15 protein-coding genes and 1 riboswitch are annotated in these 17,683 nt (G+C 70.2%); of the genes, 5 read left to right on the forward strand and 10 right to left on the reverse strand.

Annotated features, from left to right (window positions below; translation table 11 throughout):
* Nucleotides 1–60: 60 nt before the first annotated feature.
* The 5 genes from KZJ41_RS15210 (at nt 61) to KZJ41_RS15235 (ending at nt 8,439) form a co-directional block, all read left to right on the forward strand.
* Nucleotides 61–1,479 (forward strand): FAD-binding oxidoreductase, encoded by a 1,419-nt coding sequence (locus KZJ41_RS15210; RefSeq protein ID WP_065922545.1) that lies wholly within the window; start codon nt 61–63, stop codon nt 1,477–1,479.
* Between the two features lie 34 nt (nt 1,480–1,513).
* Nucleotides 1,514–2,914, forward strand: a complete 1,401-nt coding sequence (locus KZJ41_RS15215; RefSeq protein ID WP_251549275.1) for an NAD(P)-binding protein — start codon at nt 1,514–1,516, stop codon at nt 2,912–2,914.
* A 309-nt stretch (nt 2,915–3,223) separates the two neighbouring features.
* On the forward strand, nt 3,224–5,416 hold the full coding sequence (locus KZJ41_RS15225) for a malate synthase G (protein ID WP_029543834.1): 2,193 nt from the start codon (nt 3,224–3,226) through the stop codon (nt 5,414–5,416).
* 109 nt (nt 5,417–5,525) lie between these two features.
* On the forward strand, nt 5,526–7,280 hold the full coding sequence (locus KZJ41_RS28450) for a VWA domain-containing protein (RefSeq protein WP_084648630.1): 1,755 nt from the start codon (nt 5,526–5,528) through the stop codon (nt 7,278–7,280).
* Nucleotides 7,281–7,284: 4 nt separating this feature from the next.
* Complete coding sequence (locus tag KZJ41_RS15235) at nt 7,285–8,439, forward strand: metallophosphoesterase (protein ID WP_029543838.1); 1,155 nt, start codon at nt 7,285–7,287, stop codon at nt 8,437–8,439.
* 151 nt (nt 8,440–8,590) lie between these two features.
* Here KZJ41_RS15235 and gcvP read toward each other — a convergent pair whose 3' ends face one another.
* The 10 genes from gcvP to KZJ41_RS15285 form a co-directional block, all read right to left on the reverse strand.
* Entirely contained in the window at nt 8,591–11,443 is a 2,853-nt protein-coding gene (gene gcvP / locus KZJ41_RS15240; protein WP_251549277.1) for an aminomethyl-transferring glycine dehydrogenase, read from the reverse strand.
* Between the two features lie 170 nt (nt 11,444–11,613).
* Nucleotides 11,614–11,708, reverse strand: a riboswitch (glycine riboswitch).
* 73 nt (nt 11,709–11,781) lie between these two features.
* Nucleotides 11,782–12,408: a MerR family transcriptional regulator gene (locus tag KZJ41_RS15245; protein WP_006936775.1), complete on the reverse strand. Its 627-nt coding sequence runs from the start codon at nt 12,406–12,408 to the stop codon at nt 11,782–11,784.
* A gap of 259 nt (nt 12,409–12,667) precedes the next feature.
* Complete coding sequence (locus KZJ41_RS15250) at nt 12,668–13,141, reverse strand: bifunctional nuclease family protein (RefSeq protein ID WP_029543844.1); 474 nt, start codon at nt 13,139–13,141, stop codon at nt 12,668–12,670.
* A 113-nt stretch (nt 13,142–13,254) separates the two neighbouring features.
* Entirely contained in the window at nt 13,255–13,992 is a 738-nt protein-coding gene (locus tag KZJ41_RS15255; RefSeq protein ID WP_050035286.1) for a MerR family transcriptional regulator, read from the reverse strand.
* On the reverse strand, nt 13,992–14,459 hold the full coding sequence (gene garA / locus KZJ41_RS15260) for a glycogen accumulation regulator GarA (RefSeq protein WP_006936772.1): 468 nt from the start codon (nt 14,457–14,459) through the stop codon (nt 13,992–13,994). Before garA ends, KZJ41_RS15255 begins: the two co-directional genes overlap by 1 nt.
* Nucleotides 14,460–14,633: 174 nt before the next feature.
* A complete protein-coding gene (gcvH, locus tag KZJ41_RS15265) occupies nt 14,634–15,038 on the reverse strand; it encodes a glycine cleavage system protein GcvH (RefSeq protein ID WP_050035287.1) in 405 nt (134 codons plus the stop codon).
* 43 nt (nt 15,039–15,081) lie between these two features.
* The gene (locus KZJ41_RS15270) at nt 15,082–15,822 is read right to left on the reverse strand and encodes a DUF881 domain-containing protein (protein WP_044475986.1); all 741 of its coding nucleotides are present in this window, start codon (nt 15,820–15,822) and stop codon (nt 15,082–15,084) included.
* A 4-nt stretch (nt 15,823–15,826) separates the two neighbouring features.
* Complete coding sequence (locus KZJ41_RS15275; protein WP_029543853.1) at nt 15,827–16,183, reverse strand: small basic family protein; 357 nt, start codon at nt 16,181–16,183, stop codon at nt 15,827–15,829.
* Nucleotides 16,184–16,188: 5 nt separating this feature from the next.
* Nucleotides 16,189–17,055 carry a DUF881 domain-containing protein gene (locus tag KZJ41_RS15280; RefSeq protein ID WP_065922544.1) on the reverse strand — a complete coding sequence of 289 codons (867 nt, stop codon included), beginning with the start codon at nt 17,053–17,055 and terminating at the stop codon, nt 16,189–16,191.
* A complete protein-coding gene (locus tag KZJ41_RS15285) occupies nt 17,052–17,669 on the reverse strand; it encodes a CDP-alcohol phosphatidyltransferase family protein (protein WP_006936765.1) in 618 nt (205 codons plus the stop codon). Before KZJ41_RS15285 ends, KZJ41_RS15280 begins: the two co-directional genes overlap by 4 nt.
* Nucleotides 17,670–17,683: the final 14 nt, after the last annotated feature.

The following is a 17,683-nucleotide window of genomic DNA, read 5'->3' on the forward strand; positions in this document are numbered from 1 at the left end:
TTCCTAGGGTCGACGGTACAACGCCCGCACCGGCGAGCGACCGACCCGAAAGGGACTCCCGTGACCACCATCTCGACCCGGTCGGCCGGCGCCGTGCCGTACGACGACCTGGCCGCGGCCCTGCGCGGCGACCTGATCACCCCCGGCGACACCCGCTACGACACGGCGCGTGCCGTCTACAACGGCATGATCGACAAACACCCCGCGGCGATCGCACGCTGCCGGGACGCCGCCGACGTCGTTTCCTGCGTCCGCTTCGGCCGCGCCCACGCCCTCACCCTGGCCGTGCGCGGCGGCGGGCACAACGCCGGCGGCCTCGGCGTGTGGGACGACGCGCTCGTCGTCGACCTGTCCCTGATGCGCAGTACCACGGTCGATCCGGCACACCACACCGTCCGCGTCGACGGCGGATGCACCTGGGGCGACGTCGACCACGCCACGGTCGCCTTCGGCATGGCCACCCCGTCCGGCTTCCTCTCGTCCACGGGTGTGGGCGGGCTGACCCTCGGTGGCGGCATCGGCTATCTCTCCCGGCGCTTCGGGCTGACCGTAGACAACCTTCTCTCCGCCGACGTGGTGCTCGCCGACGGCACACTCGTGACGGCCGACGAGAGCTCGCACAGCGACCTGTTCTGGGCGCTGCGCGGCGGCGGCGGGAACTTCGGCGTCGTCACCTCCTTCACCTTCCGCTGCCACGACATCGGCGAAGCCGGCATGATCGTCGGCGGCCCGGTGCTCTACGACCTCGCCGACACCGCCGACGTCATGCGCTGGTACCGGGAACTGCTGCCGGCGCTCCCGGAGGAACTCAGCGGCTGGATCGCGCTGCTCACCGTCCCACCCGCCGCCCCGTTCCCCGAGGACCTCTGGGGCCGCAGGTGCTGCGGCATCGTCTGGTGCTACACCGGACCGCACGCCAAGGCCGACGAGGTGCTCGAGCCCATCCGGACCTACGGCTCGCCGCTGCTGGTCGGCCTGCACGACATGCCGTTCACCGTGCTGCAGAGCGCATTCGACGCCCTCTACCCGCCCGGCCTGCAGTGGTACTGGCGGGCGGACTTCTTCGACGAGATCACCGACGCCGCGATCGACGTGCACTGCCGGTACGGGCAGCAGTTGCCGACCGGTCACTCCACCATGCACCTCTATCCCATCGACGGCGCCACCAGCCGCGTCCCCGAGGACGCGACCCCCTTCGCGTACCGGGGCGGCGGATGGGCGGGAGTCATCGTCGGCGTCGACCCCGACCCCGCCAACGCCGGCCTCATCACGCGGTGGGCCCGCGACTACTGGGAGGAACTGCACCCGACCTCCGCCGGCGGCGCCTACGTCAACTTCCTGATGAGCGAGGGACAGGACCGGGTCGAAGCCGCCTACCGCGGGAACTACGACCGGCTCACCCGGATCAAGCAGCGCTACGACCCGGACAACGTCTTCCACATCAACCAGAACATCCGGCCCGCCGCCCCCGACCGGTAGCCCGGAACCGCACCTGCGCGGAGAGGAACGGGACATGCCCACCCACAGGCTGGAAACGGACTATCTGGTGATCGGCTGCGGCGCGGCCGGCATGGCGTTCGCGGACGCATTGATCACCGACTCCGACGCGGACGTCGTCATGGTGGACCGGCGGCACGCACCCGGCGGACACTGGCAGGAGGCCTACCCGTTCGTCCGGCTGCACCAGCCGTCCGCGTACTACGGCGTCAACTCACTGCCGCTCGGTACGGACACCATCGACGACGTCGGCCCGAACCGGGGCATGTACGAGCAGGCGGGCGCCCCCGAGATCTGCGCGTACTACGACCGGGTCATGCGCCGGCGTCTCCTGGCATCGGGATCCGTGCGGTACTTCCCGATGAGCGAGTACGTCGGCGGCCACCGCTTCGTCTCCCGGGTCGCCGCCGACCGGTACGAGGTGACGGTCCGGAAGGCGCTCGTCGACGCCACCTACCTCGAGCCGGCGGTCCCGGCGACGTTCGCCCCGCCGTTCGACGTCGCCCCCGCCGTCCGCTGTGTCCCCGTGAACGCGCTCGCGCGGGTCGCCGAGCCTGCCGAGCGGTACGTCGTCATCGGCGCCGGCAAGACAGCGATGGACGCATGCCTGTGGCTGCTGCAGATGGGGGTGCCACCGGACGCCGTCCGCTGGATCAAACCGCGCGAGGCCTGGCTGCGCAACCGCTGGTTCGCGCAGGGCGGCGAACTGGTCGGCAACCTGATCGACGGACTCGCCCGGCAGATGGAAGCCGCAGCGCAGGCGACGAGCACGGACGACCTGTTCGCCCGGCTCGAGGCGAGCGAACAGCTGCTGCGCGTCGACGAGCGAGTCACCCCCACCATGTACAAGGGCCCGACGGCGAGCACCGCCGAACTCGCCCAGCTCCGGCGCATCGACGACGTCGTCCGCCTCGGGCACGTCCGGCGCATCGCACGCGACGAGATCGTGCTCGACCACGGAACGATCGGTACCGGGCCCGACCACCTGCACGTGCACTGTGCCGCCCCGGGCCTGAACCCGGCCCCGGCCGTCCCGATCTTCGAGGAGGGCCGTATCACGCTGCAACCGATCCGGACCGGGCTCATCCCGTTCAACGCCGCCCTCGTCGGATTCGTGGAGGCCACCGGCCGGGACCTGGCCGAGAAGAACCGGCTCTGCCCACCGAACCGGCTACCGGACGTCCCCCTCGACTGGATCCGCGGAACGCTCGTCGAGACGAGCGCCGAGTACGCGTGGTCGAAGGAACCGGACATGGCGGACTGGCTCGAGCGTTCCCGCCTCAACACGTCCCGGGGGCTCCGGCACCGCGCCGACCGGCCCCTTGTCCGGGAAGCGACGAGGCGATTCGGCACCCACATCCGCCCCGCCCTCGCCAACCTCACCGGACTGCTCGACGACGCCCGGCGGGCCGCGTGAGCGCCCGGCCGCCCGGCCCGCCCGGGCGGGCCGGGTTCGCGGGCCACCCCGTATGATCTGAGCGATTACGGCTACTCGCCGATCACGATCGAGACCGCTTCCGGGCGCGCACAGTACGCCCGCGAGCGGTCGGCGCTCACCATCGCGCCGCGGCCCTGGAGAGGAGCTGCTGAATCGATGTACCGCCCCGGCGGCGGGTCGAACCGACCTGCCCGAAACTACCGGCGGGTAACGTGAGTGCTGTTCGTCGTGCTGCCCGTCGGCACCGCCGACGCGAGCGCACAGGTCCCGGAAAGAGTGAGGCAGGTAATGACTGAACGCGTGCAAGTCGGTGGACTCCAGGTCGCCAAGGTGCTCTACGACTTCGTCGTCGACGAGGCGATCCCCGGCACCGGGGTGGACGCGGCCGAGTTCTGGGCCGGCGCCGACAAGGTGATCCACGACCTCGCCCCCCGCAACCGCGCCCTGCTCGCCGTGCGCGACGACCTCCAGGCGCAGATCGACACCTGGCACCGCGACCGCAAGGGCCAGCCGCACGACGCCGCTGCCTACAAGGCGTTCCTCCAGGACATCGGCTACCTCGTCCCCGAACCCGCCGACTTCCAGGTCACCACCGGTGGTGTCGACGCCGAGATCGCCACCACCGCCGGGCCGCAGCTCGTGGTGCCCGTCCTCAACGCCCGCTTCGCCCTCAACGCCTCCAACGCCCGCTGGGGCTCGCTGTACGACGCCCTCTACGGCACCGACGCCATCTCCGAAGAAGGCGGCGCCGAGAAGGGCACCGGCTACAACAAGGTCCGCGGCGACAAGGTCATCGCCTGGGCCCGCAACTTTCTCGACACCGCCGCCGCCCTCGCCACCGGATCGCACGCCGACTCCACCCGGTACTTCGTCGACGGGAAGGAGCTGAAGGTCGAACTCGGCGACGGCACCGTCACCACACTCGCCCAGCCCGAGAAGTTCGTCGGCTACCTCGGCGAGAAGGACGCCCCGACGTCCGTGCTGCTGCGCAACCACGGTCTGCACGTGGAGATCCAGATCGACCCCGAATCCCCGATCGGCAAGACCGATGCCGCCGGTGTCAAGGACGTCGTCCTCGAATCGGCCATCACCACCATCATGGACTTCGAGGACTCCGTCGCCGCCGTCGACGCCGACGACAAGGTCATCGGCTACCGCAACTGGCTCGGCCTCAACCGCGGCGACCTCGCCGAGGAGATCTCCAAGGGCGGCAAGTCCTTCACCCGCGCCCTCAACGCCGACCGCGTCTACGTCGCCCCCGACGGCTCCGACCTCACCCTGCACGGCCGGTCCCTGCTGTTCGTCCGCAATGTCGGCCACCTCATGACCAACCCCGCCGTGCTCGACTCCGAGGGCAACGAGGTCCCCGAGGGCATCCTCGACGCGCTGATCACCAGCCTCGCCGCCGTGCACGGCCTGTCCGTCGGCGAGGACACCGGGCCGCTCGCCAACAGCCGCACCGGCTCGATCTACATCGTCAAGCCCAAGCAGCACGGCCCCGAGGAAGTCGCCTTCACCACCGAACTCTTCGGCCGGGTCGAAGAGGTGCTGGGCCTGCCGGCCAACACCCTCAAGGTCGGCATCATGGACGAGGAACGCCGCACCACCGTCAACCTGAAGGCCTGCATCAAGGAGGCCAGCGAGCGCGTCGTGTTCATCAACACCGGATTCCTCGACCGCACCGGCGACGAGATCCACACCTCCATGGAGGCCGGCGCCATGGTGCGCAAGGCCGAGATGAAGAAGCAGAAGTGGATCCTCGCCTACGAGGACTGGAACGTCGACACCGGCCTGGCCACCGGCCTGCAGGGCAAAGCCCAGATCGGCAAGGGCATGTGGGCCATGACCGACCTCATGGCCGACATGCTCGAACAGAAGATCGGCCAGCCCAAGGCCGGCGCCAACACCGCCTGGGTCCCCTCGCCCACCGGCGCCACCCTGCACGCCACCCACTACCACCAGGTCGACGTGTTCGCCGTGCAGGACGAACTGAAGGGCAAGCGCCGCGCCACCGTCGACGACATCCTCACCATCCCCCTCGCCCCCAGCACCGACTGGACCGACGAGCAGAAGCGCGAGGAGCTCGACAACAACTGCCAGTCGATCCTCGGCTACGTCGTGCGCTGGATCTCCCAGGGCGTCGGCTGCTCCAAGGTGCCCGACATCCACGACGTCGCGCTCATGGAGGACCGCGCCACCCTGCGCATCTCCAGCCAGCTGCTCGCCAACTGGATCCACCACGGCATCGTCACCGCCGACGACGTCGTCGCCGCCCTGCAGCGCATGGCCCCCGTCGTCGACCGGCAGAACGCGGGCGACTCCACCTACCTGCCGATGGCCCCCGACTTCGACGGCAGCATCGCCTTCCAGGCCGCCAAGGAACTGATCCTCGAAGGCACCACGCAGCCCAGCGGCTACACCGAGCCGATCCTGCACCGCCGCCGCCTCGAGTTCAAGGCCGCCCACGGCTGCCGAGCCTGAGCCACGGCCCACGGCCCCCGATCCACCGGATCGGGGGCCGTGGCGTCTCACCGGCCGATCACTAGACTCCGGGAACGGCGGGGCAGGCACGACGACAGGCAGGAAACACGTGGGTCGACATCGCGGCACGGGCCGCGCCAGAGGCGTCAGCAAGGGCCCGATCATCGCCGTCGCCGTAGCACTCGCACTCGTCCTCGCCACCGTCGGCTGGTTCCGCCTGCGCGAACGCATCGACGCGCAGGCCACCGAAGCCGCGCATACCTGCGTCGAAGGCGACGCGCTCCTCGACGTCGCCGCCGATCCCGCCGTCGCCCCCACACTGACCACCCTCGCCGCCCGGTGGGTCACCGACACCCGCCCCGTCGTCCGCGACCACTGCATCGACGTGCGCGTCACCCCCGTCGCCACCACCCCGGCCACGACCGCCCTCACCGCCGATCCCCGCTGGGACCCCACCCTCGGCCCCCCACCCGCACTCTGGGTCCCTTTCAGCAGCGACGCCACCGCGCGCGCGGCACAGGCCCTCGACGGCCAGACCCGCTCCCTCGCCACCTCCCCGGTCGTGCTGGCCGTCCCGGCCGAGCTCGAGCGCGCCCTCAGCACCGCCGGCACCGGATGGCGCCAGCTGCCCTCCCTCCAGTCCGACGGCAGCACCCTCGCCGGCCTGGGCCTCGACGGCTGGGCCGGCCTCCGCCTGGCCCTGCCCACCGGCACCGACGCCGACGCCACCACTCCCGCCCTCGAGGCCGTCGCCGCCGCAGCCACCGACGCCGGAACCGGTCCCCTGACCGCCGAACAGGCCGCCTCCCCCGCAGCCACCTCCGCCGTCGGTGCGCTCGCGCTCGGCGCCGACGCCCTCGGAGACGGCGCCGGACCGACCACCGCCGCAGCCCTGACCACCCTCGCCGACGGGCCCGGCGCCGACGGGGCGGTGCACGCCGTACCGATCACCGAGCAACAACTGCACACGGCGGTCGCCTCGGGTGGCGCCGCCGGCCTCGTCGAATTCGTTCCCGCCGGCCCCACCCCCACCGCCGACTTCCCCGCCGCCGTGGTCGACGCCCCGTGGGTCGACGAGACCCTCTCCCGCGCCGCCGCCGAACTCGCCGGCCACCTCCGCGAACCCGACGCGGCCCGCGTCCTCGCCGACGCCGGCTTCCGAGTCGACGGCCAGCCCGTCCCCCGCACCGACGCGGTTCCCTTCCCCCGCATCGAACAGAACCTGAACCGCGCCGCCCCAGCCGTGGCCGACATCCTCCTCGACCACCGGCGCGCACCCGTCGCACCCCGCGCCACCACGATCCTCCTCGACACGTCCACGTCCATGGGAACCGTCGAGGGTGACGACACCCGTCTCGCCCACATCGCCACTGCCCTGGACCAGCACGTCTCCCGCTCGCCGGATGCCTCGACACTCGCCGTGTGGGTCTTCGCCCGCGACCTCGACGACACGACTCCGTACCGCGCCACGGTGGCGCGCGGCACCCTCACCGCGGACCAGCGCACCGCGCTGACCGCCGCCCTGACCGGTGCCGACACCACCGACGGTTCCGCCGTCTACCGGTCTCTGGCCGCCGCCTACGTCGACGCCGTCCGCAACCACACCCCCGGCAGGCCCAACTCCGTCCTCCTGATCACGGACAGTGCCAACGACGACGACACCTCCCGCCAACGCATCCTCGACCTCGTCGCCGCCGCCGGCGACCCCGATCGACCCGTCCGGATCGACGTCGTGGCGCTCGGCGACGACACGAACCGCAACACCTTGCAAACACTCGCCGACCGCACCGGCGGTGCGCTCGTCCCCGTCGCCACGACCGACGGACCCGATCTCGCCGCCGCCATCCGAAAGCTGATGTCCTGACACCGTGATCCGCCTTCTCGTCGCGGGGACGTTCCTCGCCCTCGTCACCTTCTGGCTCCACCGCCGTCTCGTCCGAGCCCCCGGCCTGCGCGGCCGCTCGGCAATCGCTGCGAACACCGCGCTCGGCGTCCTCCTCGTCGTCGCTCTGATCGGCGCGCAGAGCGGCACGTCGCTCGACCCGCGCTGGGCCCGCCCGTTCGGATTCCTCGGCTGGACCTGGCTCGGCGTCGTGCTGTACCTGGTCCTCGGCACGCTCCTGATCGGGATCGTGTGCCTCGCGGCGCGAGCGGTACGCCGTTTCCGGCGCGGCGACGCCCACCCCCCGGATCCCTCCAGGCGGCGCGCCCTGCAGATCGCGACGGGCACGCTGACCGTCGCCGCGGTCGCCGCGGTCGGCTACGGCACGGTCGAGGCCGCTCGGCCCCGGGTCGTGCACACCCGGATCCCGTTGCGCCGGCTTCCGGCCGGATTCGACGGGATGCGGGTCGCCCTCGTCACCGACCTGCACGTCGGCCCGTCCCGCGGCCGCGAATTCACCCGTCGCGCGGTGGACCTCGTCAACGCGCAGCAGCCGGACCTGATCGTTCTCGGCGGGGACCTCACCGACGGCACGATCGCGTTCGTCGGGCAGGATCTCGCTCCCCTCGCCGACCTGCGGGCTTCCCTCGGGGTCTACGGAGTCAGCGGCAACCACGAGTACTACGCCGACGACGCGCTGTCCTGGCTCGATTTCTGGGAAACCCTCGGCGTACGCACCCTCCGCAACGAACGAGTCGCCCTGGAGCGCGGCGGCGATGTCATCGATCTCGCGGGCATTCACGATTACTCGGCACCGGCCCCGAACGAAGCGGATCTCACCGCAGCGTTGCAGGGCCGCGATCCCGAGCGCTTCGTCCTCTTGGCCGCCCATCAGCCCCGGCAGGTGTTCGAGGCCCGCGACCACGGCGTCGACCTGCAATTGTCCGGCCACACGCACGGCGGACAGATGTGGCCGCTCGGATACGTCGTGCCTCTGCAACAGCCGACGGTGACGGGACTCGACCGGTTCGGCGACACTCTCGTGTACACCTCCCGCGGTACCGGCGCCTGGGGTCCGCCGGTACGGATTGCCACCCCTCCGGAAGTGGCAATCCTGGAACTGAAGACCTTCCCGGGCTGACCTTTTTGTCTGGGCTGTTTTTGTGCGGTTGTTTCGCGGTTGAGGTGGCGTGGGGTGTTGTTCGGTTATTTATAAAGTTCCGTTAGGCTCGGAATACTGTCCGTAGTCTTTCGGGGGCTGGGCTACCGACACCCAGCCCCCGAAAATGCGCTCAGCTGCTGTAGGCCTCCAACGGCGGGCACGAGCACACGAGGTTCCGATCCCCGTACGCCCCGTCGATGCGGCGCACCGCGGGCCACACCTTCGCGCGGCTCTGCCCCAGCGGATACACCGCGATCTCACGGCTGTAGGGGTGGGTCCACTCCCCGACCAGGCACTGGGCGGTGTGCGGTGCGCCGCGCAGTGGGTTGTCGTCCACCGGCCACTCCCCTGCCCCGACGCGATCGATCTCGCCGCGGATGGCGATCATCGCGTCGATGAACGCGTCGAGTTCGGAGAGATCCTCGCTCTCGGTGGGTTCGACCATCAGGGTGCCCGCGACGGGGAAGCTCATGGTCGGCGCGTGGAAGCCGTAGTCCGCCAGGCGCTTGGCCACGTCGTCGACCGTGACCCCCGTATCCTTCGTCAGGGGGCGCAGATCGAGGATGCACTCGTGCGCCACCATGCCGTTCTCGCCCGTGTACAGGACGGGAAAGTACTCGTCGAGCCGGCGCGCGATGTAGTTCGCCGACGCGATCGCCGTCAGCGACGCCCGCCGCAGGCCTTGGGCCCCCATCAGCTTGATGTACGCCCACGTGATCGGGAGGATGGAGGCCGATCCGAACGGCGCCGCCGACACCGGCCCACCGCCCCCGAGACCCGGTTCGGCCGGGTGGCCGGGCAGGAACGGCACCAGGTGCGCGCGCACGCCGATCGGCCCCACGCCGGGGCCGCCACCACCGTGCGGGATGCAGAAGGTCTTGTGCAGGTTCAGATGACTCACGTCGCCTCCGAACTTGCCGGGACGCGCCAGCCCGACGAGGGCGTTCAGGTTGGCGCCGTCGATGTACACCTGCCCGCCGGCGTCGTGCACGGCACCGCAGATGTCGGCGATCTCGTGTTCGTAGACCCCGTGGGTCGACGGGTACGTGATCATGATCGCGGCGAGACGTTCGGCGTGGTCGGAAATTTTCGCACGCAGATCGTCGAGGTCGACGTCACCGTTGGACCGGCACGCCACGACCTCGACGCGCATGCCGGCCATGACCGCGGAGGCGGCGTTGGTGCCGTGTGCACTCGACGGGATCAGGCAGGTGTCCCGATGCTCGTCACCCCGGCTCAGGTGGTAGTGGCGGATGGCGAGCAGCCCGGCGTACTCGCCCTGGCTACCCGCGTTCGGCTGCAGACTCACCGCGTCGTACCCGGTCACCGCGGCCAGCCACCCTTCCAGGTCGCCGATGAGCCGGCGGATGCCCGCGGTCTGCTCTGCAGGGGCGAAAGGATGCAGCGCCGAGAACTCGGGCCAGGTGATCGCCTCCATCTCGGTGGCGGCATTGAGCTTCATCGTGCACGAACCCAGCGGGATCATGGTGCGGTCGAGCGCAAGGTCCATGTCCGACAGGCGGCGCAGGTACCGCATCATCGCGGTCTCGGTGCGGTACCGGGTGAACGCCTCGTGCTGCAGGTACGCGCTCGTGCGCGCGAGCTGCCGCGGCACGGCGGGTGTGGCTGCGGCCGAGGTGTCCTCCGCCCCGAACGCGGCCAGGACCGCGGCGACGTCCGCGTCCCGGGTCGCTTCGTCGCACGAGATCCCCACGTGGTCCCCGTCGACGCGACGAACGTTGATGCCGGCCTCGAGAGCCGCCGCGACGACCGCGTCGGCGCGGCCGGGAACGCGGGTCAGCACGGTGTCGAAGAAGCTGTCGTGCACCACGTCGATACCGGCCGCCTTCAGCGACGCCGCGATACGGGCGGCCTGGCCGGCCACGCGGGTCGCGATCCCGGCCAGGCCCTCGGCCCCGTGGTACAACGCGTACATGGCAGCGAGCACCGCGAGGAGAACCTGTGCGGTGCAGATGTTGCTGGTCGCCTTCTCGCGCCGGATGTGCTGCTCACGCGTCTGCAACGCCAGCCGATAGGCCGGTGCGCCGTCCGCGTCGACCGACACACCGACGAGCCGGCCCGGAAGGTTGCGGGCATGGGCGGCGTGCACGGCGAGATAGCCGGCGTGCGGCCCGCCGAACCCCATCGGCACGCCGAAGCGCTGGGTGGTGCCGAAGCACGCGTCCGCGCCCTGTTCCCCGGGCGGGGTGAGCAGAGTGAGCGCCAGCAGGTCCGCGCCCACCGCGACGAGCGCCCCACGCTCGTGCGCCGCCCCGACGAGGGGGCCCGCGTCGAACACCCGGCCGGAGGCACCCGGGATCTGCAGGACGACGCCGAAGAACTCTCCCTCGGGCAGGCCGTCGTCGACGAGGTTCGCGGTGACGATCTCGATCCCCAACGGTTCTGTCCGGGTCGCCAGGACCGCGGCGGTCTGGGCGAACAGGTCGGCGTCCACGACGACCCGCGCACTCCTGGACTTGCGGTTGGCGCGCTTGAGCAGCGTCATCGCCTCCGCGGCGGCGGTCGCCTCGTCCAGCATCGACGAGTTGGCGACCTCCATACCGGTCAGGTCCGAGACCATGGTCTGAAAGTTGAGGAGCGCTTCGAGGCGCCCCTGGCTGATCTCCGGCTGGTACGGGGTGTATGCGGTGTACCAGGCGGGATTCTCGATGATGTTTCGCAGCAGTACCGGCGGGGTCAGCGTGCCGTAGTACCCCTGGCCGATCATCGATGTCGCGACGGTGTTCCGGCCCGCGAGTTCCTGCAGCGCCGTCAGTACCTCGTGTTCCGACATCGGCGCGTCGAGCGACTCGAGTCCGTCCGCGACTCCGTCGGCCCGGGCGTCGAGGATGCCGGCGGGCACCGCCTTGACGGCCAGCTCGTCGAGGGATTCGACGCCGATGACGTCGAGAATGCGGCGCAGTCCCGCCGCGTCGGGGCCGACGTGGCGGTCGGCGAAGGTGTACGTAGCGGCGTCGGTCATCGCGACTCCCTGAGGTCGGAGGTCCGCATCCGCGCAGGGGGTCGCACGGTGCGTGTCCTCCCCCTCTGTCGCGAGCTCGCCGGGGCGAGCGCCTGAGAGATTCGGTACCGGAGCGAGCCGGCCCTTTCCCCGTGGGCGGGTGGGTGCTCCCACCGCTTTCCAGAGACGTCGGTGCCCGCACGGTCCTCGATGCCTGAGAGATTGACGGGGAGGTGCTGCTCCTTCGGCGTCCGGAACAGGTCCGGAACTCTCCCGCACGGCGGCGACGTATCACCGATTCTAGGGCACGGGGACACCCGGGCAGCACCGAGGCCGCAGGTGTTTCGTGTGACGAGCGTCTAGCCGATCCGCCGATTGACACGTTCGCGACGGCGGGAGGCCAGTTCGTCCTCGGGACGCTGCTCGATGTCGCCGCCGTCCGCCCGCTCGGCCGGGAAGTCGGCGATGCTGCCCGTCAACTCCCGCATCGCGCCGCTCACCGCGATCCCGAACACGCCCTGTCCGCCCTGCAGTAAATCGACCACCTCTTCCGGTGAGGTGCACTCGTACACGGTGGTGCCGTCGGAGAACAGGGTGATCTTCGCCAGGTCCCGCACTCCGCGTTCCCGGAGGTGGTCGACCGCTACCCTGATGTTCTGCAGGGAGATGCCCGTGTCCAGCAGACGCTTGACGATCTTCAGGACCAGGATGTCCTTGAACGAGTAGAGCCGTTGGCTGCCCGAACCCGCCGCGCCCCGGATGGACGGAACGACCAGATTCGTCCGCGCCCAGTAGTCGAGCTGACGGTAGGTGATGCCGGCGATCTGGCAGGCGATCGGCACGCGGTAGCCGACGAGCTCGTCAGGCACCGAATCGTCCGGGAACAGACCCGGCTGCATCTCGTCGGCGTCGAGAGATGCCCGTGACGGGGCCTCGCGGTCGACGGCGTCGAAGCTGAGCTGCTGTCCCTGCGGCCGATCTCCCACTGTTGTGACTCCCTCTCGCGTGCACAGGCGTGCCCCGGAACGAACGACGGGCGGATCCCCCACCCCATCCGATCGTCGAGCGCCCGCTTGACCCACCGAGTCGATCCGTAGCGATTCACTCAGCGTACGCCCCGTGCGAAAAGTTGGGCAGCAACACGCCGACCGGACAACGATCTTCCGGTCCTGTACCACTCGTCGCAGAGCGCGCCCCGGCCACCGTGACCGGGAGTCGCGACAGAACCTCGGCGATGGTCGACGATCAGCCGTCCGTCGCCTTGAAGTCGTCGGGGGACACGGATTCGAGAAACTCCTTGAACTTCTCGACCTCGTCCTCCCGCTCATCCGGCATGACGAGGCCCGCTTCCACCAGCACCGGCTCCTCCACGAAGACCGGCGCGCCGATGCGCAAGGCTACAGCGACCGCATCGGAAGGACGGGACGACACGCGCAGACCACCGTCGAAGACGAGATCGGCGTAGAACGTCCCCTCTTTGAGATCCACGATCCGGACCTCCTGGAGGGTGCGGCCGAACGCATCGACCAGATTCTTGATCAAGTCGTGCGTCAGAGGCCGGACCGGCTCGACACCCTGCTGTTCCAGCGCTATCGCCGTGGCCTCCATCTGGCCGATCCAGATCGGCAGATACCGATCACCGTCGACCTCGCGCAGCAGAAGGACAGGCTGATTCTGCGGTTGCTCGACCCGAATCCCCACTACTCGCATCTCGCTCATCGAGCCGCCTCCCATCCCTGCTGTGCGTCGGTGGCGAACCGTCCGCCGATATCCCCCTGAATTCTAGTGCCAACGAGCCGCCGTCGTCAGAGTCGTTGCCACCGCTGCCACACTCACCGATCGAGAGCGCCCCGAACGGCCGCCTTGACGAGGCACGTGTGCATCGTCAACGACAACGCCGCCAATTCCCGCACCATTTCCTCGGCCCGGGCGCGCGCCCCGACGTCCCGGCCCTTCGCGACCGGACCGGCGATCTGCGCCACCAGGCCCGCCTCCCGGTCGGCCGCGAGCTTGAAGGCACGCAGGTGCCGGACCTCGAGGCCGAACTCGGCCATGGCCTTGGCGGTGCGAGCCAGTAGCACCGCATCCTCGTCGAAGAAGCCGGCCGCGCCGGGCACGATGAGCCCGGCGCGGATCAGCTCCGTGAGGAAGGACGATTCGATGCCCGCCTGCCGGCACAGGTCCTCCCGGCCGACCCGCACCTCCCGGTCCGTGCGCAGATCCTCCGGCGACACCTCGCCCGGCGCCACCGCCAGGGGCCGGGGCCGCTTCGGGCGGCTCTCCACCGAGCCCACCGTCGCGACACCACGGTCGATCGCCTCGAGCTGTTCCTTGATCACCTTCAGCGGCAGGTACTGGTCCCGCTGCGCGGTTAGCACGTACCGCAGGCGCTCGCAGTCCGCGATCGAGAAACGTCGATAACCCGACGGGGTGCGTTCCGGACTGATCAGTCCCTCGGATTCGAGGAAGCGGATCTTCGAGATCGTCACGTCCGGAAACTCGGGACGGAGCCGATCGAGCACGGACCCGATCGACATTCCCCCCGGTGACGGCTGGCGGGCAGCGGTCATCAGCTACCCGTGCCCTGCGAACCCCGCGGGCCGGTGAGGAACACCAGCCGGAACTTTCCGATCTGCACCTCGTCGCCGTTCGCGAGAACCGCCGAGTCCACCGGCTCGCGGTTGACGTAGGTGCCGTTCAGGCTTCCCACATCGACGACCTGGAACTCGCCCTCGTCCTGACGGAACTCGGCGTGCCGGCGGCTCACCGTCACGTCGTCGAGGAAGATGTCGCTGTCCGGGTGACGCCCGGCCGACGTCGTCGGCTGATCGAGCAGGAAACGCGACCCGGCGTTCGGGCCGCGCTTGACGACGAGCAGCGCCGATCCTGTGGGAAGCCCCTCGACCCCCGAGACGGGGGCCTCGGTCGTCCCCGTGCCCGCGCCGGTGGTATCGAGTTCGTTCAGGAAGTCGGCACGAAACACCGAAGTGGTTTCCGCAGGGGTTTCCTCGTAGCCCGCGTTGCCGTTCTCGCTCACCGTATCTCCTTATCCGTTCGACCCTTCGGGATCGCTCCCCCTGGGCCGCAGTTTCGTTCAGCCACGATCACTTCCGGTACGGACCCGCGCCCCGACCCGGCACACGCCTACCGTTGACCGTACCCTGCGCAACGTCCTTCGTGCAGGCAGACGCGGTCCCGGCCGGACGCGGCGTCAGTTCTGCGTGATCGCGCGGTACCCGTCCGCGTCGAGCGTGCTCGCCAGAGCGGCGTCGAGCTCGTCCTTGCTGCCGACCTCGAGGTCCACCAACCAGCCGGCCTCGTACGGGTCGCTGTTGACGAGCTCGGGATTGGCATCCAGATCCGGGTTCACCCCAACGACTTTCGCCGTGAGCGGCGCGTACACGTCGGAAACGCTCTTGGTCGACTCCACCTCGCCGAACGAGTCGCCCGCGGTGATCTCCGCTCCCGTCTCCGGCAATTGCACGAAGACGACGTCGCCGAGCTGTGACTGGGCGTAGTCCGTGATGCCGACGCGCGCAGTCGCGTCACCGGTTCGGCGAACCCACTCGTGCTCCGCCGTGTAACGCAGATCGGCGGGTGTTCGGAACTCACTCACGACAGGTCCTTTCGGGCAGCGACATTCGCGTGGAACGCCGGGTTCAATTACCGGGCTGAGAGTATTGTCGCGGCTCGATCTCCCGCAAGGCGGGTACCTCGACCTGCGGCGACTGTTCGATCTGTACCGACCCGCCCGCGCGCGCCACCGTGTCGACCACGCCGCCGGGGATGTTCAGAGCCGCCGCCAGCGTGGGCGCGTCCCCGATCGCGGCGACGGCGTAGGGCGCTGCGATCGATCGATCGTCGACGACCAGCGCACCGGCGGTGCCGCCCACCCAGGAGTCCACGCCGATACGGACGGCGGGGCCGCCGGTTCCGGCGACCTGGACGGCCTCCGCCCCCGCGGCGCGCAGCTCCTGGATCGTGTCGAGGAGGACTTCCGGTCCCACGCCGCGCCGAGGGTCGGCAATGGTCAAGATCACTCCCGGACCGGCCGCCGGGGCGGTACCCACCTGGATCTCCAGGGCCGAGAGGCGCTGCTGCGCCTCCGCGAGTGCGGCTTCGGAGCCGTTCCGTTCCAGGCTGGCCAGCGTCTGTTCCAGTGTGGTGATCTCCTGCCGCAGCTCCGCTTCGCGGCGGTTGAGGTTGTCGAGCACCACCAGCAGGTCGGCCGGCCGAGCGGAGTCGAGCGCGTCGCCCGAACCGGTGTTCCTGACCTGCGTGGCGATTCCCACGCCCAGCACCACCATGAGCAGCGCCGCCAGGGCGGAGAAGACGATCCGCGAGCGGCGCGCCGCGCCGCTCTCGGCCGGTTCGTGCCATTCGTGCTTGCCCTCATGCATCCGGCTACGCCCCGAACAGTCTGCGTCGCAGCGCGGATGCATTGCCGAAGATCCGGATACCGAGGACCACGACGACCGCGGTGGAGAGCTGGGTGCCCACCCCGAGCTGGTCGCCGAGCCAGACGATCAGTGCGGCGACGAGCACGTTGAAGGTGAAGGAGACGACGAACACCTTGGCGTCGAAGATCTCGTCCAGATAGGCGCGTAGTCCCCCGAAGACCGCGTCGAGCGCGGCGACCACCGCGATGGGCAGGTAGGGCTGGACCACGTCGGGCACCTGGGGGCTGAAGATCACACCCACGGCGATGCCCACGCCGAGGGCCAGCACCGCATAGAGGGCGTATCCGCGCTTGGTCGCCACAGTCTTCACCGCTCTCCCGTTTCCCGTGCCGATGCGACGTCGCGTACCGAGGCGCCCGGCAACGCGAGGTCCGTCGCCTCCGTGATGGTGAAACCTACCCCGTACAGCTGTTGCACCCCCGACATACGCAGGTAGGCGTCGCTGACGACGAAGCCGGTCTGCAGTTCGGCCGGTGACCCGACGGCGGCGACCGTGTAGGGCGAGAAGACCGGCTGGTTGTCCACGAGCATCGCTCCCCCGGCCTGCCGGACGGTGACACCGGGACCGACCCGTACCCCGTTGATCGCGACGGCCTCGGCCCCGCCGGCCCAGAGGGCGTTGACGACCGACTGCAGGTCGCGGTCGAGGATCACCGAGGTGCTGCGGGCGCGGTCCTTCTCCGCGGAGTCCGTCAGGTCGGGACGCGAGGTCGGATCGGCGAGGGTGACTGTGATGCCGGGGCCGCGCACGGGAGCCGCGGCGGCGGCCTCCTCGGCTCGGGCGAGCCGGTCGAGCACCGCCGCACCCTGTTCGTCGTCGGCGAGCACCTCGATGCGGCGCTGTTCCACCTGGGTGGCCACGTCGTCGCGGGTGGCCGCGAGTACGTCGTTGCGGTCCTCGGCGGTGCGGACGGTGGCGAGGATCTCGTTGCGTGCCTGGTCGGTACCGGATTCCCGCTCGATGTTCTGGGCGTAGGCCACTCCGAGGACGAGTCCGGCGAGCAGGCCACCGAGGACCAGCCAGAGCCCGATGCCGACCCGGGTCGGCCGGGCGTGGCCGGCGGCGCGGTCGTGCGCCGCGGCCGCGTAGCCGGGGTCGAGGTGGTCCTCGAGAAGCGCCTTGAGCAGCGACGGCACGGGGTTGCGGCGGATCTGCTCCCAGTTGCGGCTCATTCGGTGGCAGGCCCTCCCGGGGTGGGTACCGCACGGGCCGTCCGCACCGCCTGCGACAGGTAGAGCACGCCCGTCCACACGTAGAGGGCAGTACCCCAGAGGAGGGCGGCCCACCCCGCGGGCGCGAGGACGCCGGCCGCGGCGGGAAGCGCTTCCGCGGCCAGCAGGAGCGGCAACGCGAACATCAGCAGGAAGGTGGCGCCCTTACCCAGGTACAGCACCTCCGGGGGCGGCAGGCCACGGCGACGGTAGACGGCCAGGGTCGGAGCGAGGACCAGCTCCCGGCCGATCAGAACCACGGCGATCCACCACGGCACTATGCCGCGGGCCACCAGGGCGAGGAGGGTGGTGACGACGTAGAGGCGGTCGACGAGCGGATCCAGCACCGCGCCGAGCCGCGAGGCCTGGTCGAGCAGCCGCGCGAGCTTGCCGTCGGCCCAGTCGGTGATTCCGCTGAGCATGAGGACCGCAAGCGCCCATCCGTCGGCGTGCCGGACGAGGACCAGATAGAGGAAGATCGGGATGCCGACCAGGCGGACGACGCTCAACACGTTGGGGACGGTGACGATGCGGTCGGATCGAGCCGGCGCACCGGCCGTCGTCGCGTCGTTCATCGTCCGTCCTGTCG

The organism is Rhodococcus sp. 11-3 (genome assembly GCF_023704055.1).
Classification (GTDB): Bacteria; Actinomycetota; Actinomycetes; order Mycobacteriales; family Mycobacteriaceae; genus Rhodococcus; species Rhodococcus aetherivorans.